Source organism: Paenibacillus sp. FSL H8-0282 (assembly GCF_037963825.1).
Classification (GTDB): Bacteria; Bacillota; Bacilli; order Paenibacillales; family Paenibacillaceae; genus Paenibacillus_AQ; species Paenibacillus_AQ odorifer.
Genome location: NZ_CP150146.1, coordinates 1877053 through 1902930, shown reverse-complemented (window position 1 = coordinate 1902930; position 25878 = coordinate 1877053). Strand labels below are relative to the sequence as shown.

Annotated in this window: 22 protein-coding genes and 1 other annotated feature; of the genes, 7 read left to right on the top strand and 15 right to left on the bottom strand. The window is 46.5% G+C overall.

Annotation, left to right across the window (positions count from 1 at the left end; translation table 11 throughout):
- Positions 1-38: 38 nt before the first annotated feature.
- The 8 genes from NST94_RS08175 to NST94_RS08140 all read right to left on the bottom strand — a co-directional run bounded on the left by NST94_RS08175 (position 39) and on the right by NST94_RS08140 (position 5405).
- Positions 39-404 (bottom strand): arsenate reductase family protein, encoded by a 366-nt coding sequence (locus tag NST94_RS08175; protein WP_076126405.1) that lies wholly within the window; start codon positions 402-404, stop codon positions 39-41.
- A gap of 193 nt (positions 405-597) precedes the next feature.
- Positions 598-1584, bottom strand: a complete 987-nt coding sequence (locus NST94_RS08170; RefSeq protein ID WP_076206337.1) for an RluA family pseudouridine synthase — start codon at positions 1582-1584, stop codon at positions 598-600.
- Position 1585: 1 nt separating this feature from the next.
- Positions 1586-2152, bottom strand: a complete 567-nt coding sequence (locus tag NST94_RS08165; protein ID WP_076126402.1) for a cob(I)yrinic acid a,c-diamide adenosyltransferase — start codon at positions 2150-2152, stop codon at positions 1586-1588.
- A gap of 171 nt (positions 2153-2323) precedes the next feature.
- Positions 2324-2512 (bottom strand): aspartyl-phosphate phosphatase Spo0E family protein, encoded by a 189-nt coding sequence (locus NST94_RS08160; RefSeq protein WP_232061510.1) that lies wholly within the window; start codon positions 2510-2512, stop codon positions 2324-2326.
- A 251-nt stretch (positions 2513-2763) separates the two neighbouring features.
- Positions 2764-3984, bottom strand: a complete 1221-nt coding sequence (locus tag NST94_RS08155; RefSeq protein ID WP_036683526.1) for an aminotransferase class I/II-fold pyridoxal phosphate-dependent enzyme — start codon at positions 3982-3984, stop codon at positions 2764-2766.
- A gap of 13 nt (positions 3985-3997) precedes the next feature.
- A complete protein-coding gene (locus tag NST94_RS08150) occupies positions 3998-4498 on the bottom strand; it encodes an Lrp/AsnC family transcriptional regulator (RefSeq protein WP_036683529.1) in 501 nt (166 codons plus the stop codon).
- A 259-nt stretch (positions 4499-4757) separates the two neighbouring features.
- On the bottom strand, positions 4758-5141 hold the full coding sequence (locus NST94_RS08145; protein ID WP_076126401.1) for a spore coat protein: 384 nt from the start codon (positions 5139-5141) through the stop codon (positions 4758-4760).
- Positions 5142-5171: 30 nt separating this feature from the next.
- Entirely contained in the window at positions 5172-5405 is a 234-nt protein-coding gene (locus tag NST94_RS08140) for a spore coat protein (protein WP_036683535.1), read from the bottom strand.
- Positions 5406-5581: 176 nt separating this feature from the next.
- Here NST94_RS08140 and NST94_RS08135 point away from each other — a divergent pair, with 176 nt between their 5' ends.
- Entirely contained in the window at positions 5582-6832 is a 1251-nt protein-coding gene (locus tag NST94_RS08135) for an FAD-dependent oxidoreductase (RefSeq protein WP_339281865.1), read from the top strand.
- Between the two features lie 439 nt (positions 6833-7271).
- Here the strand turns inward: NST94_RS08135 and NST94_RS08130 are convergent, their stop codons facing one another.
- From NST94_RS08130 to NST94_RS08120, 3 genes are all read right to left on the bottom strand, one after another.
- Complete coding sequence (locus NST94_RS08130; protein WP_076301359.1) at positions 7272-7817, bottom strand: hypothetical protein; 546 nt, start codon at positions 7815-7817, stop codon at positions 7272-7274.
- Positions 7818-8029: 212 nt separating this feature from the next.
- Positions 8030-8449 (bottom strand): DUF350 domain-containing protein, encoded by a 420-nt coding sequence (locus NST94_RS08125; protein WP_036683543.1) that lies wholly within the window; start codon positions 8447-8449, stop codon positions 8030-8032.
- Between the two features lie 31 nt (positions 8450-8480).
- The gene (locus NST94_RS08120; RefSeq protein ID WP_076126396.1) at positions 8481-10847 is read right to left on the bottom strand and encodes an endonuclease MutS2; all 2367 of its coding nucleotides are present in this window, start codon (positions 10845-10847) and stop codon (positions 8481-8483) included.
- Between the two features lie 152 nt (positions 10848-10999).
- On the opposite strand from NST94_RS08120, the gene NST94_RS08115 reads away from it, so the two are divergent.
- On the top strand, positions 11000-11347 hold the full coding sequence (locus NST94_RS08115) for a phage holin family protein (protein ID WP_036683548.1): 348 nt from the start codon (positions 11000-11002) through the stop codon (positions 11345-11347).
- Between the two features lie 70 nt (positions 11348-11417).
- On the opposite strand, the gene NST94_RS08110 is transcribed toward NST94_RS08115, so the two are convergent.
- The gene (locus NST94_RS08110) at positions 11418-12485 is read right to left on the bottom strand and encodes a GGDEF domain-containing protein (RefSeq protein ID WP_076126393.1); all 1068 of its coding nucleotides are present in this window, start codon (positions 12483-12485) and stop codon (positions 11418-11420) included.
- A 315-nt stretch (positions 12486-12800) separates the two neighbouring features.
- On the opposite strand from NST94_RS08110, the gene NST94_RS08105 reads away from it, so the two are divergent.
- Positions 12801-13154, top strand: a complete 354-nt coding sequence (locus NST94_RS08105) for a cupredoxin domain-containing protein (RefSeq protein WP_256715140.1) — start codon at positions 12801-12803, stop codon at positions 13152-13154.
- Positions 13155-13292: 138 nt separating this feature from the next.
- Here the strand turns inward: NST94_RS08105 and NST94_RS08100 are convergent, their stop codons facing one another.
- The 3 genes from NST94_RS08100 to pheS form a co-directional block, all read right to left on the bottom strand.
- Positions 13293-15416 (bottom strand): hypothetical protein, encoded by a 2124-nt coding sequence (locus tag NST94_RS08100; protein WP_339281864.1) that lies wholly within the window; start codon positions 15414-15416, stop codon positions 13293-13295.
- Between the two features lie 199 nt (positions 15417-15615).
- Positions 15616-18060, bottom strand: a complete 2445-nt coding sequence (gene pheT, locus NST94_RS08095; protein WP_339281863.1) for a phenylalanine--tRNA ligase subunit beta — start codon at positions 18058-18060, stop codon at positions 15616-15618.
- Positions 18061-18178: 118 nt separating this feature from the next.
- Entirely contained in the window at positions 18179-19213 is a 1035-nt protein-coding gene (pheS, locus tag NST94_RS08090) for a phenylalanine--tRNA ligase subunit alpha (RefSeq protein ID WP_076126387.1), read from the bottom strand.
- 60 nt (positions 19214-19273) lie between these two features.
- Positions 19274-19559 (bottom strand) — a binding site (T-box leader).
- A 265-nt stretch (positions 19560-19824) separates the two neighbouring features.
- Between pheS and NST94_RS08085 the strand changes: the two genes are divergently transcribed.
- The 4 genes from NST94_RS08085 to NST94_RS08070 are packed head-to-tail and all read left to right on the top strand — an operon-like array spanning position 19825 to position 25630.
- Positions 19825-22386, top strand: coding sequence for a hypothetical protein (locus NST94_RS08085; protein ID WP_339281862.1), 2562 nt, complete (start codon positions 19825-19827; stop codon positions 22384-22386).
- 24 nt (positions 22387-22410) lie between these two features.
- Entirely contained in the window at positions 22411-23766 is a 1356-nt protein-coding gene (locus NST94_RS08080; RefSeq protein WP_339281861.1) for an efflux RND transporter periplasmic adaptor subunit, read from the top strand.
- Positions 23763-24461: an ABC transporter ATP-binding protein gene (locus NST94_RS08075; protein WP_076126381.1), complete on the top strand. Its 699-nt coding sequence runs from the start codon at positions 23763-23765 to the stop codon at positions 24459-24461. Before NST94_RS08080 ends, NST94_RS08075 begins: the two co-directional genes overlap by 4 nt.
- The gene (locus NST94_RS08070) at positions 24458-25630 is read left to right on the top strand and encodes an ABC transporter permease (protein ID WP_139329884.1); all 1173 of its coding nucleotides are present in this window, start codon (positions 24458-24460) and stop codon (positions 25628-25630) included. Before NST94_RS08075 ends, NST94_RS08070 begins: the two co-directional genes overlap by 4 nt.
- Positions 25631-25878 lie beyond the last annotated feature (248 nt).

The following is a 25878-nucleotide window of genomic DNA, read 5'->3' as shown; positions in this document are numbered from 1 at the left end:
CTCACTTATAAACCTCTCCCTTGATCGTTGTATTGATATTAAACATTAGCCCAAGTATCGGCATATTGGTCTTCTTTGAATCCCACCGTAACTTTAACTCCATCGGTGACAATCGGACGTTTGATCAACATCCCGTGGCTTGAGAGCAGTTCTAACTTCTCCTGTTCCGTAAGCTGGGGCAGCTTGTCCTTCAGACCTAATGATTTATATACTTCACCGCTTGTATTAAAAAACTTCTTCAGCTCAAGGCCGCTGTTCGCGAGCAGCTCACGCAGCTCGTCCACCGTAGGTGGCTGCTCTGCGATGTGCTGAAGCTCCAGCTCATGACCTTGTCCCTGCAACCATTTCACTGCGCTGCGGCAGGTGCTGCATTTGGGATATTGATATACTTTTAATTTGCTCATGCTGTGCTCCTTTAATAATCGGCTAATAATATCGTAACTACGGGGAATGTTTGGATTTCTGGCCGCTGTTGTCTACAGATTTCTTCAATTTCACCGTTAAACGAGGTTGAAATCCGCAGACAAGGGCGGTCGCTATCGCTCCTACAGTTCCAAGCTTCCCCTTCGCCACTCCATCGCCTGAATTATAATTTTATCACAAATCCGCTGTCGGACCTTGCTCCAATATTTTCTCCAAGTCTGCCATATCAGGTGGCAACGGGGCCTCGAAAATCATTTCTTGCAGAAGCACCGGGTGCTTGAACGTCAGACGGACTGCGTGCAGTGCCTGACGCGGTATGGAAGCATCGAGTGCTGCAACGGTCTCCAATTGCTCGCTTTGAGTTGAAGTCAATTCTGGTAGATTGTACAGCTCATGACGGTACATGCTGTCCCCAATCAGCGGACAGCCGATTGAGGTCATATGGACCCGAATTTGATGCGTACGCCCACTCTCCAGCTTTAGTTCAACTCTAGAGCCAGCTGAATACACCTGCTTAACCTCATATCGGGTTAGGGAAGGATATCCATCCGGTGTCACGATACGCCGATGTGGCTCCTCAGGATCACGATCGATAGGGCCGTCGATATCGCCGGATAACTCCGCAGGAACCCCGTGAACAAATGCAGCGTAACGCTTATCCACAGTACCGGCGATCATCTGCTCGGAAATATGCTGATGGCTGTAAGGATTTTTGGCGATCACTAACACACCGGAGGTCTCCTGATCCAGACGATGAACAGGCCGGAAACGGAAGCGTTCATTCTTCTGTGCCCAATAATAAACCACACCATTGGCAAGCGTGTCGGTGTAATGTCCATGGGTGGGATGAACTATAATTCCCGCTGCCTTGTTAACCACTAGCAGATGTTCATCTTCAAATAAAATCTCAAATGGAATCGGCTGCGGCAAAATATCATCCGAAGTCTCCGTTTCCATGCGAATCTGCACGGTATCTCCTGCCTTTACATGCACACTAATGTATACACGTTCACCGTTTAATGTAATGCCTTGCTCCGTCTGCTTCAGGCGAGAGAGCAGCTTGCGTGAGACATCCATCCGTTTGTGCAGGATGGTCTTCAGCAGGAAGTCATCCTCTTCAGGCGGTATGATATAAGTAATGGGTGAATAATAGCTTGTCATATTAGTCTCGGAACACCTTTTTACTGCGGATGTATTCTACATCAGTAATCCCTGACCGTGTATTAGCCGTTCTAGCCAAAGCAAAAAAATAATCCGACAACCGATTGAGATAAATCACCGCTTCTGGGTTAATGTCCGCAGTTCGCCCTAAGGTAACCGCCCGGCGTTCTGCACGACGGCAAACCGTGCGGCATACATGTAGAACCGAAGCCAGCTGACTACCTCCTGGCAGGATAAATTTCTCAAGTGGCGGATTCTCCTCTTGTAGAGTATCTATCCAGCCTTCCAGCCGCTGAGCCATCTCACTTGTCACCATATATTGACCACCATCAGCAAGTCTAACAAATGCTAAATCCGTGCCGCAATCAAACAGCTCATGCTGTATTTCGAGCAATTGCTCGCGGACATCGTCGAAATTATCACTTTCCATCAGGCTTCGTGCTTGCCCTACAAAACAATTCAGCTCATCGATCGTTCCGTAGGCCTCGACGCGGACATCATCCTTGCCGACCCGGCCGCCAATCACTGAGGTCTGACCTGCATCACCCGTACGTGTATAAATCGCCATGGTTTAAGCCTCCTATCCATTCTTAAAAAACATATACTGATAGTTTAAGCTTTCTGCTATAAGGAAGGCAATAAAGATAGCAAATTAAGAGTATACACAAAAACACCATCATTAGTAAGAGTGCACAACAAAAAGAGGACCCTAGGGTCCTCTCAAGAGCATTCAGCAGCACTATTTTCCAGCTGGACGCCCCTTCATATACTCATTTATTTTGAGGTCCAATAAACTGCTAATTTCAATCACATTATCCGAAGTGAATGATTTTTCCTGCAGGAAAAGCTGCTCCATCTTGCTGCGGAGTATTCTAATTTCATCTTCCAGAGAGAGTATGCGAGCAGAAGCATCACCCTTGGGGGGTATTTTCCCATTTCCAGAGAAACATTTCCCACCATAGGAAGGTAAGTAATAATCGGCGCTAAGCACAATCATCCCTCCCAAAAGTATTATTGAGCGCGTGCTGCAAAAGAGCATAAAAGTTAAATAAAGCAACTTCAAAGCAACGCCTTAGTTCCAGAGTAAATGAATCCTTTTAAGTTCTATTATAGGGGCTAATTACTCTCAAAGTAAAATAATACCATAGGATTGTATGATCGGCTATAGTTCAATTTTCACTAATCCGTTCTCTCACGTGTAAGCTTTGTGACAAAAGCACCAATGCGTTCTACTGCTTCGTTCAGTTGGGATACTGATGTGGCGTAGGAACAGCGTAAGTAACCTTCTCCACCTAATCCAAAGACACTTCCAGGCACAGCTGCAACCTTGTATTCAAGCAAAAGCCGCTGAGCAAATTGATCAGAAGTCAGCCCTGTCTTGCGCACGCTTGGAAAAGCGTAGAAGGCGCCCTGCGGCTCATGGCACTCCAGCCCCGCATCGCGTAGGCCCTTGACGATCAACCTCCGCCGTTGGTTATAGGAATCCACCATCCGGTCCTTCTCTTCCATCCCATTGGTCAGCGCTTCAAGTGCAGCCACCTGTCCCATAGAAGGAGCACACATCACAGTATACTGATGAATCTTAAGCATTGCAGCGATAAGATCCGGGTGACCACAAGCATACCCCATCCGCCATCCGGTCATTGCAAAAGCTTTGGAGAAGCCGCTAACCAGAATCGTACGGTCTATCATGCCTGGTAAAGAGGCAAAGCTGACGTGATTAATGCCATAAGACAATTCTGCATAAATCTCATCTGAAATCACTATAAGATCATGTTTCTCTACTACCTTAGCAATCGGCTCCCAATCTTCTCGGGTCATTACACTTCCCGTAGGGTTACTAGGGTAACACAAAATCAGAACCTTGGAGCGCGGAGTGATTTTGGCTTCCAAGCTTTCCGCAGTAAGTTTAAAGTTATTCTCACCAACCGTTTCAATACCTACAGGTATTCCTCCACCAATCGCGGTGATCGGCGAATAAGAGATATAACAAGGCTCAGGAATCAGAATTTCATCCCCCGGTGAAATCAGCGCACGTAGTGCCAAATCGATGGCCTCGCTTCCGCCAACGGTTGCTATAATTTGATTGGCAGGATCATATTCCACAGCAAAACGGCTGTGCAAGTAATTCGCGATCCCTTCCCGCAGTTCAGGCATCCCTGCATTGGATGTATACCCTGTAAATCCTCTTTCCAGCGAATAGACACAAGCCTCTCTGACATGCCAGGGGGTCTTGAAGTCAGGCTCTCCAACTCCCAAAGAGATGATATCCTTACTGCCTGCAGCCAGATCAAAAAACTTGCGGATACCCGAAGGTTGAATTTGCTGTACCAACGGGGCCAAATAAGAATCCATTGATTTGCTGTCTTCTCCAGTTAGCTGCGATTTATTCGTGATCATATGATTACTTCCTTTATGGAGAGATCATCAGACGGTTGTCTTCCTCATGCTCTTCGAAGATGATCCCGTCCTGTTTGTATTTTTTAAGGGTAAAATTCGTTTTGGTTGAAAGTACTGAATCAATTGGAGACAGCTTCTCAGATACAAAATTGGCCACTTCACGTAAATTCCGGCCTTCCACTTCCACCAGAAGATCATAAGCACCAGACATCAGATAAACTGATTTGACCTGTGGATACAGGTAGATTCGCTCGGCAATCCCTTCAAAACCACGCCCTCGTTCAGGCGTAATCTGCACCTCAATCAGTGCGGTTACCTTCTCATCGTCCACTTTATCCCAGTTTACAACGGCGGCATATTTTACAATGACATGATCTTTCTCCAACTGCTCAATCGCAGTCTTCACATCTTCTTCTTCCGCGCCAAGCAGCGTTGCTAAGAGTGCAGTAGATCTTCTCGCGTCTTCCTTAAGCAGTTCCAGCACTTTCCTCTTAAGCTCGTTCATTTCCTTCATGCCTTCCCTCCGGATAGTTCGCCAATGACGGTACGCTATTAATGCGTCGCCCCGCGAAAAGAGTTTAATACTAATATGACATGAAATGTGCATCTCTGCAAACAAAATAACCCCATAGGAGCTTCCATGAAAGGCAGAGTTTACATAGAACATACACAAAAAAATAGAAAAAACGCCCGTTCTACCGGATTTAACCAGTAAAAACGGGCGTTATCTCCACACACATGAAGCGATTTGCTTCATTCGCCAACCATCATGGTTACATTAAATGAGAAGGCTGATGTTGTCCGTTAGCCGGGATATGAGCATTCTGAGCGTATGCGCCAAATTGCCCGGTTTTTTGTTGAACAAATTGCCCGGTTTGCTGTTGCATTTGCTGTGCGGTTTGAAGCTGCTTGTCCACATCTTGGCGCAATGCTTTTGCAGGTGCAGGATACATATTCAGTTGAGACATATGCGTGTATAAATCACCTTGGAGTTGCAAAGTGTCCATGGTCATAGTGTTAAAAACCCTACGAACGGCTGGACATGCTGATTCTGTAGCAGCTGTAGCATATTCGCGTACGGTCCGCTTCAAATCACACAAAATGGTGTTTAGTAAATCCTCATCCGGCATAAATGCCCCAGTATTTTGCGCGTTCATTAAATAACCTCCTTAGAATTAATATTGCAATTATTGTGGGCTTGTTGGCGCGTATTGTTGATGTTGTTGGATTAACTGAGTGAGCTCTGTCATGTGTTTGGTGTGATTTTGCATATGCTGCATACAAATTTGACGAACTTGTTGATTCTGTGTTGTCGCAGCTGTTGCTGCACATTGCTTAAGAAGCAAGTCCTCATTAGAGATGGAGTCAGCGATATATTCCAATTCCTTACCACTTAGCGCTTGCATTTGCGTTGATTGCATTTGTTGTAGTCCCTCCTTGTAGTTGATTCATACAGGCTTTAGTATGCCGCCTATGCCCGCGATTTATTTGCCGAAAGGCACTAGAGAGTTATGACAGAAATAAGAACATACCGCGAATGAGACGATAAAATGCCGCCAATACTAAATCACGGCACGAATGAAGGAGCGAACAATTCATGAATTTAAATAGTGGAAATACACCTTGGTCAAGCACTTTACAGAACCCTCCAACTTACCCCTCTCTAGAAGGTACTATTCATTGTGATTGCCTGGTTGTAGGCGCCGGAATGGGTGGGGCAATGGCCGCCTATCGCTTGTCCTTAAGTGGAGCGGATGCTATTCTGATCGAAAAAAGACGGGTCGGGAGTGGCAGCTCACATGCTAACACTGGACTTTTGCAGATTTCCAACGATAAATCATTAACCTCATGTATGAACACCTTTGGGCAAAAGAACGGTTTGCTCTTTTATCAGTTATGCCAGGCTGGGGTAAGGAACATTCTGGACCTGCCGGACAAGCTCGATATCGATCCGCAGATCATTCCTCGCAGCAGTCTTTTATATGCCAGCACTCCAGAGGATGTACCTGCATTGCGGGAAGAATATGAGAATCTCGTGGCTAACGGCTTCGATTCTGAATTCTGGGAAGAGGATAAGATTGCATCTCTGTACTCTTTTTCAAAACCAGCAGGACTTTATTCACGTGGGGATGCCGAAGCGAATCCTTATCGAACGGTGCACAGCCTAATCGCCAAGGCAGCGTCGAATGGCGTCCGCGTCTTTGAACAGAGCGAAGCGAAACATTATGAGTTTACTGAGAATGGCGTGATTTGCCATACAGAAAGTGGCCGGATTATTGCCAAGGATGTTATTTTTGCAATGGGTTATGAAACACAGGAATTCAAAAAAGACCGGGGCGCTGAGCTGATCAACACGTATGCAGTGATGACCAAACCTCTAAAGGATTTTCCAAAGTGGCATGAGCGTAGCCTGCTGTGGGAGACAGCCCGCCCTTATTTATATTTTCGGACAACCCCTGAAGGCAGGATTATTGCAGGAGGTAAGGATGAGCAGCTGACAGACCCCGAACGTCGTGAGGTCCGGGTGATTTCTCAAGGTCAAAAATTGCTCGAAGAGCTTGAAGCCTTATTTCCAGAAATTAAAGGCATTGAGCTGGAGTACTCCTGGGGTGCTGTGTTCGGTTCTACTCGTGATGGACTTCCATATATCGGCCCACATCCAAAGTTCCCTCACTGTTACTTCATCGAGGGCTACGGAGGCAATGGGACGGTGTACAGTATGATCGCTGCGGAGTTGTTAACGGATACGATTGCCGGCAAACATCGGCCTGAGTTAGATTTATTCTCACTCACCCGATCAGCCAAACCCTCTCCTTCTAAGAGTTTGGACGTGATGAAACAGAACTGATTTTTGTAGAAAATAAAAACGGGGCTGTCCCTCGCAGCCGCTTCACTGCTTTTTGGACAACCCCGCTTTTTATTTTCCCTGCTTCAATCATAAATCCATCAGCCCATGGAGCTTACGGACTCAGTTGACGTTATTTACATGTTTTTAGCCTTTAAAGCAAGGTTTCGGACTCCAGTGATGCTATCCTTGGAAAGAGGCCCATATATAGGCGTTTTTCAGGCCAATAGCTGCACTAGAGTCCGATAGCATTCCAAATATCGGATAATGGTGCGATTAAGGCCGGTTGTGTCCGTTAGCGGGTTACTATGCGCATCCACAGTGATTTCATATACACACGCTTTCGACAACGGACAACGGTCAAGTAAGGTCCAAAAAAAAGAAGGGGCGCCCCCAGCAGCTATTAGCTTACGGGACCGCCCCTTTTTTTATATACTTATTCTTACGCCTGAGCGTTGCTCAAATTGCGTACGAGCTGAATCCGATCTTCCTGCGCCAGACTGTGCTGAACATGGAAGCAGGAAGGACATACGTAAACATTGAGTGAGAATGGAGCGGTTAATACCGACTTACCTAATGTAGCTGGAGCAGACGGCTCAAAGCTGCTCACAGGCTGCTTACCCGCAAGGATAGTGAGCTCATGGCATTGAGTACATTCCGGAGCTTCCTCCTGAATGGCCAGAATAGCTGAGACACTCTCTTCGTACTTGTTCAAGTCATAATCATCGCCGAATTGATTAAGCGTATTATAGATTGGAACTACGCTGTCTTTATCAGGCTCTCCCCAAAGATCATCGTCATTAACAACCTCTTGTTTGGGTTCCTCTACGACTTCCTCTACTACTTCTTCTTCGATGCCGTCAATCCCAACAGTGACCGTACGGTATCCGCTAAGCTCATTGTTACAGTGAGGACAATTCTCCTCAGGTCCAAATTCCTCGTCCCATACAATTTCAGTATGACACCAAGGGCATACAGTTGTTTCCATCTTTTTAATCTCCTTCACACTTTCACTTTTAAATTTAATTCATCATTAAATAAATAATACCGGCTGCTATAAAAGCAATCGCTGACAGAAACAGAACTCGGGTGAGAATCTTCATGATTTCCTCCTAAGATACCCCACAAAGAGTGGGACTGCTCAATTCAAAGCTTGTCCAGATCCATAATCCTTTGCAGGGTGTCCTTATAAGGACGGATTTAAAAAATAGCCGCACCTATTACATAAGACAACGATACCGAGATCAGCATGGCAATAAGTCCAACAGCACGGTTATCCGCAGCGATCTCCTCGTCAATAGAGAATACAGGGGTCAGAAATTCAAATAAAAAATAGGCAAGCAGCAGCAGCAAAAAACCGACGACGGACCACTTCATTGTCTCGTAAATTGAAACACCAGCTTCAATACTGAAACGCAGTACGTTGCAAATTCCGAAGATTTTGCCGCCTGTGGCCATTGCCACTGCCAGGTTTCCCTTACGTATTTCTTCCCAGCAATTATATTTCGTTACCATTTCAAAAAAAGACAGAAATACAACCAGCCCAAGAATCGCCACTGCAAAGTAGCCAAGCAAGGCACCTAGCGGATGACCCAGCAAAAGATCAATATCTTCTTGCACGCTTTCCCCTTCTTTCTGCCGGGAAATCCCGCTATTGCAGCTCAGCCACAGTTACGCCCGCGCCGCCTTCGTTATAATTCCCGAGCCGATAACTCTTCACATGCTTGTGCTTACGCAAATATTCCTGAATTCCTGTGCGCAGCACACCCGTTCCTTTACCGTGAATGATGGCGATTTGGCCCAGATTACCTAAAAAGGCTTCATCGATAAACCGATCTGTCTCCATGATAGCTTCCTCCAGGTTAGTCCCGCGCAAATCCAGTTCACTGCGAATGTTCTCATCACGGGAACGTTTGACGGTTGTCGCATGGCGAAGGGCCGTTGGCGCAGCTGTTGCCTTCGAGGAGAGCAATTCCAAATCATCCAGCCTTACCTTCATCTTCATAATGCCAAACTGCACCAGCGCCTCTTTAGTACCGCTTAGCTCCACCACAAAGCCCTTTTGGTTCAAGCTGTCGACTTTCACTTCATCTCCAGGACCAATTGTACGTGGAGCTTTGGTAGTCTTGCGGGTAACAGCCTTCTTGCGCGGTGATGGCTCAGCTTCATCCAGACGTCGCCGTGCTTCAATCAGCTTATGCTCTTTAACTGAAGCTCCTTCTTCCATAGCCAAGCGGCGCAAATCACTGATAATTTCCTCAGCTTCCTTACGCGCTTTGTCCAGGATCGCGCTGGCGTCCTTCTCAGCCTTCTCGAGGCGTTTCTCACGCTGGCTTTCCAGCTTCTCAAGCTCTTGCTGTTGTCTGCTGCGCAGCTCCTCCACTTCGCGGCGGATGCCCTCTGCACGTTCATGCTCCTGTTCCGCTCCCAGCCGATTCTCTTCGAGAGAAGCAATCATATGCTCCACGCGCAGATCTTCTTCCTTCACTTCGCCGCGGGCATGCTCCAGAATCGCATGAGGCAGGCCTAGACGCTCGGCAATCGCAAAGGCGTTGCTTCGTCCGGGTACGCCGATCAATAAGCGATAGGTTGGGCTAAGGGTCTGGACATCAAATTCCATACTGGCATTGATGACTCCCTTACGCTCATAAGCGTATGCTTTCAGTTCGCTATAATGTGTTGTTGCGACCATCCGGCATTCGATCCGGTGAATATGCTCCAGAATGGCAATTGCCAGCGCAGAGCCTTCTGCCGGGTCGGTTCCAGCCCCCACCTCATCAAGCAGAATAAGGCTCTTAGGAGTCATTCTACGCAGAATGGAGATAATATTAGTCATATGACTAGAGAAGGTACTCAGACTTTGCTCGATGCTCTGTTCATCGCCAATATCAGCATAAATGGCATCAAACACACACATCTGGCTGCCTTCCTCTGCTGGAATAAACAAGCCGGACATCGACATTAAGCTTAACAAGCCGATGGTTTTGAGGGTAACGGTCTTACCACCGGTATTCGGTCCGGTTACGATAATTGAGCTGTATTGATTGCCCAGCTCCACGTCCAAAGGAACCACATGCTCCGCTGGAATAAGCGGATGCCGCCCTTTGCGCAGCTTAAGATAACCGCGGTCATTCATACGCGGCTGAGTAGCCTTCATATCACGAGCAAGACGCGCTTTGGAGAAGATGAAGTCCAGTTCTCCCAGAATATCAATATCGTAGGTCATTTCTTCCGCAATGTCGGCTACAAGTGCCGTCAGCCTGTGTAAAATGATCTCGATTTCCCGTTCCTCACGCAGCCGTGTTTCACGAAGTTTATTATTCATCGCCACAATAGACTCTGGCTCGATAAATAAAGTCGCTCCTGATCCAGACTGATCATGTACGATACCACCGAAATGGGCACGGTACTCCGCTTTTACAGGAATAACAAACCGATCACCACGAATGGTTACCAGCTGATCCTGCAGCATTTTTGCTACAGAAGACGAACGAATCATCGAATCCAGCTTCTCACGAATTCTGGTCTCTCCTCCGCGCAATTCACGGCGAATGTTAGCCAGCTCAGAACTAGCTGTATCAAGTACATCAGCATTCTCGTCTATACATAAACGGATGGCATCTTCCACATGTTTTTGCTCCGATAAAACGTCACTCAGTGAGAACAGGAGCTCAATCTTTTCTTCCTCATGCATAGCTGCCAGGAAACGTTTGACTCTGCGTGCGCCGCCAATGGTATTTCCAACGGCCAGCAGCTCAGTTGTTCCCAGCATTCCGCCTATAGACGCACGTTTGAGTGCTGCTCGAATATCGCTTACCCCGCCGAACGAAGGAATGCCCTTCAGGCGATCCACATTAGCCGCTTCATCCGTGGCTTGAAGCAGCTTCTTCACACCTTCGAAATCGCCGGAGGGCCTTAGCTGCTCCGCAGCCAATCTTCCCATGGGGGTTTGCGTATATTGCATTAATTTATTTAAAATCTTGCGATATTCAAGCGTATGCAAAATTTTGTCGTCCAATTACAGTCACAGCTCCCTTCATAGATGTTTCCATTATACAGAATTCAGGTCAATTTCGCTATTTGGGTCTTATTTTTAAGCATAGAATCACGTAATAAGGTCACAATAAGAACTGCACATATCCTTAGCATGGGCCAAAGGAGGTTAGTACAGTGAATTTCTTAAGTCATGTTGGTCGTTTTGTGGTCGCAGCGCTTGTTCTGATGGTTGTGGGCTGGATTGTTCCACAGTTCACGGTTGGTGGGTTCTGGAGCGCTCTAATCCTTGCACTGGTGATTGCGCTACTCGGCTGGGTAGTCGAAGGAATCTTCGGCAAAAAAGCAACGCCTTTCGGTCGTGGTATCGTCGGCTTTATTGTCAGTGCGGTAGTAATCTGGGTCGCTCAATTCGTAGTCAGCGGAGTCAGCGTATCCATTCTGGGTGCCATCTTAGCAGCTCTTGTCATTGGGATTATCGACCTGTTTCTGCCGGTATCCACTCCATTTGAGGCCGCTAAGTAACAAAAGCTCTTCACAACACAGAACCCCCTATTCCGGTTCTTCTCCGGCAATAAGGGGTTCTGTGTTGTTTTTATGCAAAAGACACAATCTCCTCTTTATGACTCTCCGCACAGTTGACCACTCTGTTCTTGCCTTGCTTTTTAGCGGTATAGAGCGCTTTGTCTGTTTTACGAAAGAGAAGCTCTTTCCCATCCCCAAGCTGATAATCACAAATTCCAATGCTCACGGTGATCGGCTTGTTACCAGCCTGCAAATGTTCAATTTGAGCAATATTTTTCCGTAATTTCTCTACTGCTTCATAGGACTCCGAGAAACTTTTATCTGTAAAAATCACAGCGAACTCTTCCCCGCCATACCTAGCCGCAAAATCATTTAACTCAATCATGCCGCCTACCTTGTCCGCTATCACCTTAAGTACAAGGTCTCCAACCCTGTGTCCGTAGGTATCATTCACTTGCTTGAAGTTATCAATATCGAAAAGAGCCAGCTGTAGCTGAAGGTTGTTGCTTTCACATTGCTCCAATAATGAATCCAAATATTCATGAAAGGTTTTATGATTATAGAGTCCAGTGAGTGCGTCTATCTTCAGCAGCTTATCCGAAATAGCCCTCTCCACCATTAGATCTTGGCCCGCCTTGGTTAATCTTTCTAAATTAATACGCGCTTCACGAGCACGAATAATTACTGCAATAGCCATCAGCACAAATACCAAAAATACACACTCTACCATCAAGAATTCAAGCAGCGGTTTATGTAGGAATGGCCGTTCCAACCCAAAATATACCCCGGCATAAAACACAATACTAAATAACCCCATTATGTACAGGAGCTTACGATCAAAATAAATAAGAGCAACCATAATCGGCATCATAAGTGTCATCTGAGCACCGTCAACAAAAGGCTCTAATACAAAATACATAAGGTAGGACACTAAAAACCCGCAGCTAACCACCCCATATTTAGGGGACTGTTTACTATAACGCAGCCACAGCTCCGCAGTAATCATAAGGAACACAATTAGTAAATTACAGGCTATAAATAAATGCCATAGATTCGTATCCATGGTTGTTTTTATTTGGAGTCGGTCAATATTCGACAAAAACAGCAACTGTGAGATTAATAAAAGAATGACTACCATCCAATAGCCTTGTAAGATTCTACGGTGCCAAACCTCCGTACTTAGCGCATCATTAATACTTGTAATATGTATCCCCTACTTTTATACGTTAATGTAATAGCTTTCATTATAATAAATTTTAGTTATATTTTCATCATTTTTTTGCAATTTACGACAAAGTTTGAACAGTCTGCCTGTTCACATATTTTTCACATTTAATCAAAGCGCTTACTTAAATTTTAAGTTATGATGTCTACATAATTGTCACATTTTCACTATGCTTGGACTTCTTGGGAGGGGATTTAGATTATTAAAAAATTTGCAATTCTACTTTCAATGGTGTTCGTTATAGCACTTACAGCCTGTGGGAACAACAATGATAGTGCTGCTGGCAATGCTAACACATCGGAGCCGGAAATCGAGGCAGAAACAGAACTCATAATTACAGCTACAAATTACAGCTTTGATCAGGAAGAATACCATCTAAAAAAGGGTGTTCCCGTCAAAATCATTTTTAAAAATGATGACGGCAATCACGGTATCCTTATTCCAGAGTTCGAGCTGCAGCTTAATGAAAAAAAATCCTCAAAGGTGATCGTACCCGAGGAAGCTGGAACTTTCGAAATGACCTGCTCCATTATGTGTGGCTCCGGACATAGCGGAATGAGAGCTACAATCATCGTGGAATAGATTACACATAAACAGCCGATTATTAGGGATTCCCCCTGAGATCGGCTGTTTTTTTAATTTGAGCTCATTAATAAAGAGAGCTGACCCGAAATAGATCTCTCTACTCATCAGGTCAGCTCTCTTACTTGCATCCGGCACTCAACTGTCTTGCTCGATCAGTTGAATCCATTCATTATATTCATTTTGTAGCTTGGCATATTCCTCTTTAAGGTTACGATGCTCATCTGTCAGCTTGTCAAACTCTTCCTGACGCATTTCAAACTGGAGCTGCAACAAACGAAGTTGTCCTTGAACCATTTCATAGCTTTCACCAACTTCACCTAGCTGCTGAAGCACTTCGCTACGTTCACGATCAATAGCTTCCTGCTTCATTTCAGCCTCACCGGCTTCCTGCTGCCAAATGTCGATCTCCTCACGCAGCTTTGCTTCGAGATCCGTCCACTGCAGCTGCTGATCGGATAGTTCCTCGTACTTATGCTTCCAGGAAGCTCCGTACGCCTCTGCTTCCTTCAGCACTTCCTGTTGCTCAGCAACAGTAGCAGCAGCTTCACGACTAGCTTCAGATAACTCTTCTAAGCGTCGTGTTGCCTCTTCGCCTTCTTCCTGCAACAGTTGATATCTTTCCTGCAGGCGTTCTCCTTCTTGCAGTACATCGTCGTATTGAGCAATCAATTCCTCATAACGAACACGAAGCGCAGACAATTCCTTCTGAGCCTGCACACCTTGCTCCCGAAGTACCGCTGTTTCGCGTTCTGCATCTGTACGAAGCTGAACCTCCTGATCCAGCTGCTGTACTAATCCATCGGCTTGCCCACGTAGCGTGTCGATCTCTTTCTGGAGCAACACGGATTTCTCCTCAGACTCCAGCAGATTCATTTCCAGTTCACCAATATCTTCCATGCGTTTATCCGAAAGCTCCTGCCAGTTAGCCGCCTCTGCTGCTGATCCCGCAAGCTCTTCCTGAACACGGTGCAGATTTTCACTCGTCTCCTGTAGTGACGCTCTTAGCTCTGTAGCTTCATTCTGTGACTGTTGATAACGCTGGCGTAACTCTTCCAGCTCCTCATTCAACAGTGTGCCCAGCTCAGTAGCCGTGCGCAGCTCTTCACTGAGCTGTTCTTCACGTTTAACAATCGCTTCATATTGTCCAAGAAGCGTCTGTCTTGCATCTCGTTCACTCTTAAGACTGGCTTCAGCCGCACGTAATCTGGACTGAAGTTGCCCTGTCCCACCACGAAGCTCAGCCAGCTGTTTTTCCAGCTCTTGAATATTTTGCTTATGTCTATGCTCTTGAGTGCCTTGTGACTGCCGCAGTTCCTTATTCTTGGTTTGTTCCCGCTGCAGTGCTTCACGTTCTTCCGCCAGCTCTTTGCCCAACTTCGCTTTGGTACTCTCAAGCTCTTTACCTAAGGTCAACTTGGTATCTTCAAGCTCCTTACCTAACGTCAACTTGGTATCCTCAAGCTCCTTACCCAGCGTCAATCTGGTATCTTCGAGTTCTTTACCTAATGTAGACTTGGTATCCTCAAGCTCTTCCTCCAGTGTTGACTTGGTCTCGGTCAGCTCAAGCTGCAGAGCAGACAGCGTGTCTGTCTTCTCCTTGGTCAGCGTCTCCCGGATGTTCTCCAGCTCTTGCAGATGAGCAGCCTTCTGCTCCTCCAGCTGCTGCAAGCGGATGGCTTCCGCCTTCGCCAGTTCCTGCCGCTGGTGTTCACGACTAGCTGCCTGCTCTTCTTCGTAGCTTGTCCGCAGTGCTTGCAGCTCTATCTCGCGCTCAAGCAATTCTTCTTCCAGCTTCTTGCGTGCAGCTTCCACAGCTTGCACTGCCTCCTGAAGCTGTTCCGCATGTACCTTGCGTTCATTCTCCTGAATCTCCAAATGCCGCTTACGTTCTTCCTCCGCAGCAGCAATCAGTCGCCCAGCCTCTTCTTTGGCCGCAGCTTCAAGTCGCTCGAATTCTTCTTGCCGCTCCCGCTGTACCTCCAGCAGGCGAGATACTTCCAATCGCAGTTCACTGCGTTCACCTGTCATCATGTTTAGTTCATTTTTGAAGTCCTGAACCTGAATAGCCTGCTCCGCCATATGTACAGCTGCAAGCACCGCTATACGCGGTGTGTCCAGTCTGGTGTGAGATTTAGAAATCGTGCGCATATGTTCATCAACATAACGGGCCACTTGTTTCATATATTCAGTACTGCTTCCGACGAGTTTATAGGAAGTTCCGTATATCTCCACGGCGACACGTGTCCGGTCCATAGCCACAGTTGTGCCCTCCTTTGTATGTGTGCGGATTCTAAGCTAGTTTCACTTCTTCTATTGTAGCTTTTTTGGTAAGCATTTGGCAAAATCCCTAATATTCAATAGATTATGGCTGATATTCTCCGCTTTGCACTCTACCTAGAAAAAGCCGCAGCGAATCTCAGTTTCTAAATGGATTCGCTGCGGCTTTACACAATTCCTGCTACTTTCTTAATTCTGCACCAAAAGTTTGTTGAAGAGATGCTAATACCTTCTCATGCACCTCTCCTACTTCCTCATCAGTCAGTGTATGTTCACTATGACGATACAGCAGTGAGATCGCGATGCTCTTCTTTCCATTCTCCAGCTTACCACCAGTATAAACGTCAAATACCTGGACGGACTGGAGCAAAGTACCTCCGTTATCGCGGATGGAAGCTAGCAGATCGCCCGCTGGTACAGCGGAATCCACGACCACAGCAATATCCCGCTCCATTCCTGGGAAACGCGGAAGCTCATTATATTGCAAACGGCTTTGCGCACTTTCATATAACGGCTGCAATAAAATTTCTGCCGCATAAGTATCCACCAGATCCAGCTGTCTTTGCAGATCCGGATGAATCTGTCCCATCGTTCCGATCTTCACAAGACCCTCGTTTCCGAGTAAATATACCGACGCGGAACGCCCAGGATGATATCCTTCTGGACTATCTCCTACATAGACGATTTTATCGGTCAGCCCTAAATGAGCAAATACCGTTTCCAGCGCACCCTTCAAATCAAAGAAGTCCACAGGCTGTGCCGAAACATTCCATTGCTTCACTGTTAAGCTTCCGCTAAGCAGCAGCCCCAGCACCGGCAGTTCGCGTGGCTGACGAGTCAACTGTTCTTCATCCGTGAAGAAGACGTTGCCGATTTCAAACAATGCCAAGTCGCTTTGACGACGATTGGTATTGTAGCTGGCAATATCCAAGAGTTGTGGTAGAAGGCTGGTACGCAGTACGCTGCGTTCTTCACTCATCGGCATAGCCAGCTTCACCGCTACTGCTCCTTCTGATAACTCAGGGAACATTGTGCTTTGTTGCGGCTGGATGAAGGAGTAACCCATCACCTCTTGGTAACCGCCATGTGACAATAGGCGACGCAGTTCACGACGGAGCGCTTGCTTGTGAGTTAGTGCTCCTGGCGTTGTAATTCCTTCAATTAGAGTCGTTGGAATATTGTCATACCCGTACAGGCGGGCAATTTCTTCAATAAGATCAACATCATAGCTGATATCGCCACGTCTGGTTGGGACTTGAACTTCAATCAGCCCTTGTGCGGTATCTCCACATTTGAAATGTAGACGGCCAAACAATGTCTTCACTTCCAACAAGGACAAATCCGTTCCCAGATAACGATTCAGTTTCTCTAAGGACAAGGTGAGAACCTTCTCTTGAACAGCGTCAGTTCCTGCTTGCACGATGCCTTCATGGACCGATCCGCCAGCATAACGTGCAATCAGTACGGCTGCACGGTTCAATGCAGGAATAACTGCACTTGGATCCACTTCCTTCTCGAAACGAAGGGAGGCTTCCGAGCGAAGTCCCAATTGACGCGAGGTTTTACGAATCGTTCCTCCATCAAACTTAGCAGATTCCAGAACAAGGTTTACCGTCTCAGCAGTAACCTCTGTATCCCGTCCACCCATTACTCCGGCCAGACCTACAGCTTTTACTCCATCAGCGATAACGAGCATTTGCGGCTCTAGCTTACGCTCTTGACCGTCAAGTGTAACCAAAACTTCACCTTCATGGGCAAGACGAACGCCGAGTTCTCCACCTTGTACTTTATCTGCATCAAAAGCATGCAGCGGCTGTCCATATTCCAGCATCACATAATTGGTAATGTCCACAATATTATTAATTGGACGAACCCCAGCAGCCATCAGACGATTCTGAATCCACAGCGGTGATGGTGCAGGTTTAACACCTGCAATATAACGAACTGCATAATGGCTGCAGTATTCTTCATCTTCAATCTTGACGGAAATGGAATCCGCAGCAGGACCACTGATCTCAATCATTTCGCTTTTTGGATCAGGTAATTTAACTTCACGCCCAAGAATTGCACTTACTTCATAAGCAGCACCAATCATGCTGAGGCAATCTGAACGGTTCGGAGTCAGATCGAATTCCAGAATCTCGTCATCTAAGCCGAGGACCTTGGAAATATCCTGACCAATCTCTGTCCCTTCAGGCAGCACAAGAATACCTTCTTGTTGCTCTTTTGGAAGCAATTTATCATTCAGTCCCAATTCTTTGGCCGAGCAGATCATTCCTTGCGACAGGACACCGCGCAGCTTGGCTTTTTTGATATCCAGTCCTGGCAGCTTAGCGCCAACCATTGCTACAGGTACAGTTTGACCTGCAGCTACATTTTTTGCGCCGCAAACGATTTGTAGCTCCTCATCTTGGCCCACATCCACGATACATACGTTCAGCTTGTCTGCATCAGGATGTTTTTCCTTTGATTTCACATAGCCGGTTACGATGCCGGAAATGCCTTTATTGCGGCGCTCTACGCCGTCAATCTCAATGCCGGCAGCGGTAATCTTCTCCGCTAGCTGTTCGGCGGTTACTCCTTCAATCGATGTATAATCAGCCAACCATCCGGTTGATACTTTCATATCCGCTCACTTCCTTTATGTTTCAGATGTATTTATTTCACTGTCGTTCGCGCTGCTTCCTGTGGGAGAACACTCCAAAGCCATTCTCCGCCACTATCAGCCAGCGCGCCCACAAAAACTAAACGCCCTTGAATTGCTTCACAAAACTCATGTCATTACTATAGAAATGTCGGATGTCATCGATGCCGTATTTAAGCATTGCAATCCGCTCTACACCCATTCCGAAAGCGAAGCCGCTGTACTCAGCAGGATCATAGCCACCCATTTTCAGTACATTTGGATGCACCATACCTGCGCCAAGGATTTCTAACCATCCGCTTTGCTTGCATAGTCTGCAGCCATCGCCGCCACATTTGAAGCAGCTTACATCTACTTCAACACTTGGCTCAGTGAATGGGAAAAAGCTCGGACGAAGACGAATGCCTGTATTCGGTCCAAACATCTCCTGCACAAATTGTTGCAGGGTGCCCTTCAGATCACTCATTCGAATGTTACTTCCAATGACCAAACCTTCGATTTGGTGGAACTGGAAGGAATGCGTTGCATCATCATCATCACGGCGGAATACTTTACCCGGGCAGATGATTTTTACCGGAGCTTCACCGTTCATAGCCTGCATAGTACGAATCTGTACCGGCGAGGTTTGTGTGCGCATTAACAGGTCATCCGTTAAATAGAAAGAATCCTGCATATCACGTGCCGGGTGATTCTTAGGCAGATTTAGAGCTTCAAAGTTATAATAATCGGTCTCTACTTCCGGACCTTCAGCTACACGGTAGCCCATGCCGATAAAAATATCCTCAATCTCCTGTACGACTCTGCTAAGCGGGTGAATGCCCCCTTGCTGCATACGGCGACCCGGTAAGGTTACGTCTACTTTTTCAGCCTGCAGACGTTGCTGGGTTTCCTGCTCTTGAAAAGCCTCCTGCTTCGCGCCGATAATCTCCTCAATAGCACTGCGAACCTGATTCGCTACTTGCCCGATTACCGGACGTTCCTCAGCACTAAGTCCTCCCATACCGCGCAGAACCTCTGTAAGCTCACCTTTTTTACCGAGATACTTCACTCTTAGATCATTTAGTACCTGCGGATCCATAACCTCCTGCAGCTTAGCCAGCGCTTCAACCTTCAATGCTTCCAACTTCTCTTTCATGGCCGTGTACAGCCCCCTTCAATCATTGTCTAGTTCAACAAAAAAAGGCCTTTTCTCCCGGTAAGGGACGAAAAGACCGTGGTACCACCCTTGTTAGACAAGCTGATCTGTTCCCCTTAAGAGCTTCATTCCCTCTTTTGGCTGGACAGATACCTATCTCACTTTATACAGAAATAACGGTCTGTGACCGGTATCCCCTACCCTTCCCTATTAGACAGCTTAAGGAATTCAGGGAACTGCTCCGGAGTGAACTTCGACAGCTCTGCTTCTTAGAAACGCTCTCAATCCGCGGCGTCTCCTCCCTGTAAGTCAGGCACTGTGTACTCTTCTCCATCACTGCATTTCACAATTCATGCTAATTGTCAGGTATCTCTTTACTACAAGAGATATGTCTCTTTATTATATGCAAAATCTGTCGTTTTGACAAGCTGGACAAAATTAGGCTAATTTTTATCTTCTTTTAAGCTGGCTTTAAGCTTCAGAGCCATTTTTCCAACTTTTTTTCAGCTAACATTCAGCGGAGCTTGATAATTTCCATTACTAGGAAGGCTTGCTTATCCACTCGGGTGCACCTTCGCAGACTATTAACTATCCTATTGGGAGGAAATCAAATGCATGTACGGAGAATAAAAGTAGCCGCGGTGCTGCTAAGCACAGCTGTACTTAGCCAATCTGCAGCGTATGGTGCTCATACCGCTTGGGCCGGGACTACATCCACCAAAATAGCAACAACAGCTTCCGTATCCGCTCTGGATAAACTAGGCTCCATAGCCTTGAAGACTAACATCAGCGCAAAGCTGACGGATGTCAGCTTATTAACTCAGGATGGCGGAAATATTCTTACATACACACTCAGCTACTCTAATGGAAGCAACGCTAGCCTCAATCTGGTGGACTTTTTCTCCAAAGTAACTACTAGCGGCGGTACAGTTATTCAAGGAAGCCCTATTACCAGCAGTGCAACCATCAAATCCATTGCCGCGAAAAGCAGTCAATCTATCACCTACTATGTAAACATCGGCAAATCCACCTCTTTAAACGGGGTCAAAATTTCATTGTACGGATGGGACTTCAACACCACCGATTATCAAAAAAAGCTAGGGAACTTCACCGTACCAACAGGATATTCACAAGCTGTCGCCAGAGGGCAGAGTAAAAAGATCACCCTAAACAATCTCCCTGTAACCACCAAGGCAGAGAGCCTGCAAATTTATAAATATAACGGTAAGGTCTATGCCAAGGTTGGCGTTAGCTTCACTAATCAAGGAACCAAGGTACTCAGTGATACTGGACTTAAAGGATACCTCGCTTCCGCTGGAGGATCTGTATTTGAACTCGCACTTGATGACACCAGCACCAGCTATAAAGTACAGCCTCAGGAAAAGAAGACGATCTACTATTTGACGGAAATCCCTTCTTATATGAAGACAGACAACATGGCGCTGCAATTTGCCGGAGAAGATGCCTCATTAAAAATAGCTTTGCCGGTTGTCGCCTACAATCTCCCCGCTGCAACAACACCGGATCTTGTCGTAGCCAGCAATGTCACGAAGAAGCTTACAATCAGCAATAATACAGTCGAAACACAGCTGAAAACGGCTAACGTCTATGCTGACAATGGCAACGCAAAGTGGACACTACAGTTCCGCATCAAAAATAGCGGCAACAAAGCGGTGAATGTGCCTGCCTATGAACTTGCTATTAAAGCCGCTGAAGGGTATAGCTTTCCGGTGGATACGAAGGATTTTGCCAGCCTAACATTGAAACCGCTTGAAGAAAAGATTATTGAACTCAGCGCAGATGTACCACTCACACTCAATCAAGGAACATTGCAGCTGCAAATGACTGAGCCGGCTGCTGAAGGCAAGATCATTTTTCCTACCGCCTATTATCAGATCCCTTACACGCTGCAAACTAACAATTGGCAGGACACGGAATACCCCATTGAGAACAGTCACGGTACATTTGTTGTCAAAATTGCAAACATTCAAAGACTCCCTTGGTCCGACAAAGACCAGATCGTAGCTAAAATCAACATCCGCAACACTAAATCAACCTCTGTTCAGCTTCCTGCGCTTACAAGTGTCGTCAAAGCTGGAGAAAGTGACATCAGCAGCACTTCCCAGGTTGTCTCAGAAAGTACGCAAACCATCCTCGGTCCAAATGAATCGGCTGCTGTGTATGTCGTAGCCAATGTTCCTTATAGCTATACTTTCAATCAATTAAAAATCACCCTGCAAGAAACTTCAGGTGAAAGTAAGCTTAACTTCCTTTCTCTAAGTACTACCCAACTGGACAGCCGAGTACAGAGTGTTGCAGCTGAAAATTCTTTCCATCTTGAGCTTGAAGGTAAAAAAGCGGAATTACTTGTACGCCGGACCCTCGTGTACCCAGGTACAGATTCAAATCTCTTGTACACAGAACTAGAAATGAACAGTGAGGAATCGCGTAAATCCGAACAGGCTCAACTCGTAGCCTATTACAAAACACAAGACAATCAATATTATGAAGCCGAAGTCACCCAGTCCAAAACCTCCACCAGTCCTAACGGAAAAAGTCTGGTCACCCTCTGGAGTAAGCTCCCTCTCGGTATAGATCCAGCGAACCTTGTCCTATACATCGGGGAGGGTGTTTCTGAAGGCAAGCTTACCGCTCCTGGCGGTCAATCGACGGGTTATATCAATACGGTATCACTTGGACTGAACCAGCTGGGAGTGGAGCCCAAAGGCAATCTTTTGAACGTGGAAATGTTTCCTTATATCCTATCCGTTACAAATGCAGTCGCCACCGTCACCGCTGGTAAAGATACGCTCAGCACTGCACTAACCTACAACATGTCAGCCAGCACGCTTTATGAATCAGGCACCTACGAGCACAAACTGGTGTTGGAGCTGATTGACCCCTTAGGACAAAGCATGGAAAAAACATTAACACTTGGCACAGATCTACAATTAGGTAACTTCAAGTCGTACACCACAACCTTCACAAGCAGCCTGTACAAAACACTGGGTGGCGGCGCAATCCGGTTGAATATATACGACGAATTCCAAGGCCATCGAAATCTGCTGGGAACACAAATCTATGTCGTCACTTATCAGGCGGCATCAACGACTTCGAACAGCAACTCTACTTCTGGCACAGATCCAGACACCAGCAATACATCCGGCAATTAATATGATGAGCTATGGAGGATAGAAATGAAGAAGAAAAAAATAGTGTTCTGGACTCTTGGAGTAGTAGTAGTTGTAGCAACAGCAGGAATGCTGGTTTATACATTGTTACCTGATAAGAACAGTCAAGCCGCTGAAGTGCCTGTTAATACAGCTACCGTTACAAAGGGCGATATCGTAGTTAGTGTATCCGGAGCCGGCTCAGTGATTGCTACAGAAACTGGTAAAGTAAAAACGAAGGACAGCGGGACCGTAGCTGAGGTTCTTGTCAAAGAGGGCGATCTCGTGAAAAAAGGCCAGACTTTGATTACCTTTGAAGGCAATGATCTGAGTGACAATCTCAAGCAGGAACAAACTTCACTTGCCTCACTTGAGACCGATCTTGAGTACAAGCAGGAGCAATATAAGAAGCTGGCCGTATCAGGTGCAGCAGAAGATGAGCTGGCAAATGCCAAACGTTCGATTGAAAAGGCCAAAACCGACATTTCGGCGCAACAGGAAAAAATAGCTTCTGTCCAAGAAGATATGCTTCCTCCTGATCCGTTAACGGCTCCTATTGATGGAACTGTAACGACAGTTAATATTGCAAGCGGCGAAAAAGCCATGGACGGCTCTGAACTCATCGACATTACCGATTATGCTAATTTAAGTGTAGTTGTGCAGGTGGATGAGCTTGATATTCCTACTGTAAAGCTAGGGATGCCTGCCACTATTTCATTGGATGCTCTGCCTGATACGGAATTCAAGGGAACGGTTACGAAAATAGCTAATGAGGGCACCGCCTCAAACGGTGTTTCCCTCTTCGATGTTACCATAGGTCTAACAAGCTCCGAAGGTGCTCTTGTTGGAATGTCTGCGGAAGTTTCAGTAACCACTGCTGAGAAAAAGGATGTATTAACAGTACCTATTGAAGCTGTACAAGAAAGAAACGGAAAATACACAGTTTCTATTCCTCTAGCAGCGGGTTCAGCCGCAACTTCCAAAACTGCTGGCGAGGGCCAAGTACCAATGCCTAGCGGTGCCCCTGACGCTCGCGGCGGCGCTATGCCCAGCGGGGCTCCTGACGCTCGCGGCGGCGCTGCCGGTGGAAGAAATCGCGGCAATAGCTCAGGACAGATGGTCACTGTCGAAGTGGGTCTCCATGATGAGAGCAGCATTGAAATTGTCAGCGGACTCCATGAAGGGGACCAGGTGATCATCCCTACCGTAATCTCTACGAAAACCGGAACAACCAGCACGGAAACGGAAACTAGAGGTGGTATGGGCGGTATGGGTGGCGCTGGCTTCGGCGGCAGTGGCTTTAGTGGGGGTGGCGGCTTCACCGGAGGTGGCGCTGGTGGTATGGGCAGCGCACCAGGTGGTGGCGGAGGTGGCGGCAGATGAGTGCTTCAGCACCTCTGATCGAAGTTCACGACATGTCCCACGGCTACACAATGGCCGGAGAAACCATGACGGTCTTAAATAGCCTTTCCTTTACAATTGATCTGGGGGAGTTCGTAGCTATTATTGGTCCCTCCGGTTCTGGTAAATCAACACTCATGAATATGCTTGGTTGCCTCGATATCTCCGATGAAGGAAGTTATCTTCTAGATGGACAAGAGGTTCGCAAGTTATCCGACAATAAGCTCGCAACGATCCGCAATGAGAAGATCGGCTTTATCTTTCAAAATTTCAACCTGCTCCCCAAGCTGTCAGCCATTGAAAATGTGGAGCTGCCATTGATTTATCGTGGCCTCTCCCATCGGGAAAGAAGACAACTAGCACAGGAAGCACTCATTAAAGTAGGGCTGGAGGATCGGATGCATCACCGCCCTTCTGAGCTTTCGGGAGGACAGCAACAGCGGGTAGCGATTGCCCGGGCTATGGCGGGATCCCCCCCTATTCTACTTGCCGATGAACCAACCGGGGCACTGGATACACGGACGGGACAGGAAGTCATGCAAATGATACGTGAGTTAAATAAGCAAGGACATACCATCATCCTTATCACACATGATCTGGAAATAGCTAAACAAGCGGAGCGGATTATTCGTATTCAGGATGGCAACCTCGTGGAAGATCGGAGGAATGCGGGGTGAAATTGTACCAAAGCATGCGAATGGCCCTGAAGAGCATCAACAGCAGTAAGGTTAGAGCTTTTTTAACGATGCTTGGGATTATTATTGGAGTCTCTTCGGTCATCATTCTTGTTTCTGTTGGGCAAGGAACTACTTCACAGATCACAGAGCAGCTAAACGGACTAGGCACAAACCAACTCACTGTAAACATTACTGGCCGTGGGGCGACTACCTCTCTCACCTATGAGGAAGCCCTTGCTCTAGGGGATATAGAGGGTATAGCAAATGTAGCTCCTGTGATCAGCGGCAATGCTACAGCCAAGAATAAAACAGACAACGTTAGTGTAACTGTAGAAGGAATCACCCCCTCTTATGAGGAGGTAAAGGATTTTCATGTACAGGCAGGCCGCTTCTTGCTTGATATTGATAACGAATACCGGCAAAAGGTAGCGTTGATCGGTTCAGGTACGGCCGAAGATTTATTCGGTACAGACAATCCTGTAGGGCAGAAGGTCCAGTTAAACGGGATTAGCTATAAAATCGTTGGGCTTTTAGAAACAAAAGGCTCCAGTCTAAGTGGTTCCAACGACGATATCATACTAATTCCTATAAGCACGGCAGAACGCCAATTAAAAAGCAAAGGCGTACGTTCCATCACCATTAAGACAACTTCAGCAGATACTGTAGCAGCCGCAAAAGAAAAACTGGAAAGTACGCTTGATGCTAAATTCAATTATGCGGATAATGCTTTTAGCGTGTTTGACTCTCAGGAAATGCTGGAAACTGTTAATTCCACAACAGATACACTTTCCATGGCGCTTGCAGGCATAGCAGGCATCTCACTTTTTGTCGGCGGCATCGGAATCATGAACATCATGATCGTATCTGTCAATGAAAGAACACGTGAGATTGGTATCCGTAAAGCAATTGGTGCCAAAAAATTCGATATCCTCGCTCAATTCATGATTGAATCCATCGTGCTCAGCGGTTTGGGTGGGGTGCTCGGGGTTGGCATTGGTGTCGCGGGCAGTTGGCTGCTGGGTAAATACTCAGCACTTACAGTTTCGATTGCTTGGGATATGGTACTGATCTCTTTTATTTTCTCCTTACTCATCGGTGTGATTTTTGGAATGATGCCTGCGAACAAAGCCGCACGACTTCGCCCCATTCACGCACTGCGTAACGAATAATGAATGATTAGCTGTCCTATAGTCATTAAGATGACTAAGGGCAGTTTTTTCAGCAGCTGTAAAAGGTATCATTTATGCTCGAGTTGGGTAATAGGAACCATCGGTTTGAATATAGATAATTCAATAGGCCCATACACTAAACTTTAAATTTTGTCATTTTGATTATTATCTGAGTAAAGATTGCTCTATAAGCAGCACGTCCTATATACTTGATATACTAGAAACTACCATTTACTCACACGTACACT

Excerpts from the sequence above, each read along its gene's own strand:
- NST94_RS08175 (WP_076126405.1), bottom strand. The coding sequence starts at position 404 with ATGAGCAAATTAAAAGTATATCAATATCCCAAATGCAGCACCTGCCGC.
- NST94_RS08170 (WP_076206337.1), bottom strand. The coding sequence starts at position 1,584 with ATGACAAGCTATTATTCACCCATTACTTATATCATACCGCCTGAAGAG.
- NST94_RS08165 (WP_076126402.1), bottom strand. The coding sequence starts at position 2,152 with ATGGCGATTTATACACGTACGGGTGATGCAGGTCAGACCTCAGTGATT.
- NST94_RS08155 (WP_036683526.1), bottom strand. The coding sequence starts at position 3,984 with ATGATCACGAATAAATCGCAGCTAACTGGAGAAGACAGCAAATCAATG.
- NST94_RS08150 (WP_036683529.1), bottom strand. The coding sequence starts at position 4,498 with ATGAAGGAAATGAACGAGCTTAAGAGGAAAGTGCTGGAACTGCTTAAG.
- NST94_RS08145 (WP_076126401.1), bottom strand. The coding sequence starts at position 5,141 with ATGAACGCGCAAAATACTGGGGCATTTATGCCGGATGAGGATTTACTA.
- NST94_RS08140 (WP_036683535.1), bottom strand. The coding sequence starts at position 5,405 with ATGCAATCAACGCAAATGCAAGCGCTAAGTGGTAAGGAATTGGAATAT.
- NST94_RS08135 (WP_339281865.1), top strand. The coding sequence starts at position 5,582 with ATGAATTTAAATAGTGGAAATACACCTTGGTCAAGCACTTTACAGAAC.
- NST94_RS08130 (WP_076301359.1), bottom strand. The coding sequence starts at position 7,817 with ATGGAAACAACTGTATGCCCTTGGTGTCATACTGAAATTGTATGGGAC.
- NST94_RS08110 (WP_076126393.1), bottom strand. The coding sequence starts at position 12,485 with ATGGTAGTCATTCTTTTATTAATCTCACAGTTGCTGTTTTTGTCGAAT.
- NST94_RS08105 (WP_256715140.1), top strand. The coding sequence starts at position 12,801 with ATGGTGTTCGTTATAGCACTTACAGCCTGTGGGAACAACAATGATAGT.
- pheT (WP_339281863.1), bottom strand. The coding sequence starts at position 18,060 with ATGAAAGTATCAACCGGATGGTTGGCTGATTATACATCGATTGAAGGA.
- pheS (WP_076126387.1), bottom strand. The coding sequence starts at position 19,213 with ATGAAAGAGAAGTTGGAAGCATTGAAGGTTGAAGCGCTGGCTAAGCTG.
- NST94_RS08085 (WP_339281862.1), top strand. The coding sequence starts at position 19,825 with ATGCATGTACGGAGAATAAAAGTAGCCGCGGTGCTGCTAAGCACAGCT.
- NST94_RS08080 (WP_339281861.1), top strand. The coding sequence starts at position 22,411 with ATGAAGAAGAAAAAAATAGTGTTCTGGACTCTTGGAGTAGTAGTAGTT.
- NST94_RS08075 (WP_076126381.1), top strand. The coding sequence starts at position 23,763 with ATGAGTGCTTCAGCACCTCTGATCGAAGTTCACGACATGTCCCACGGC.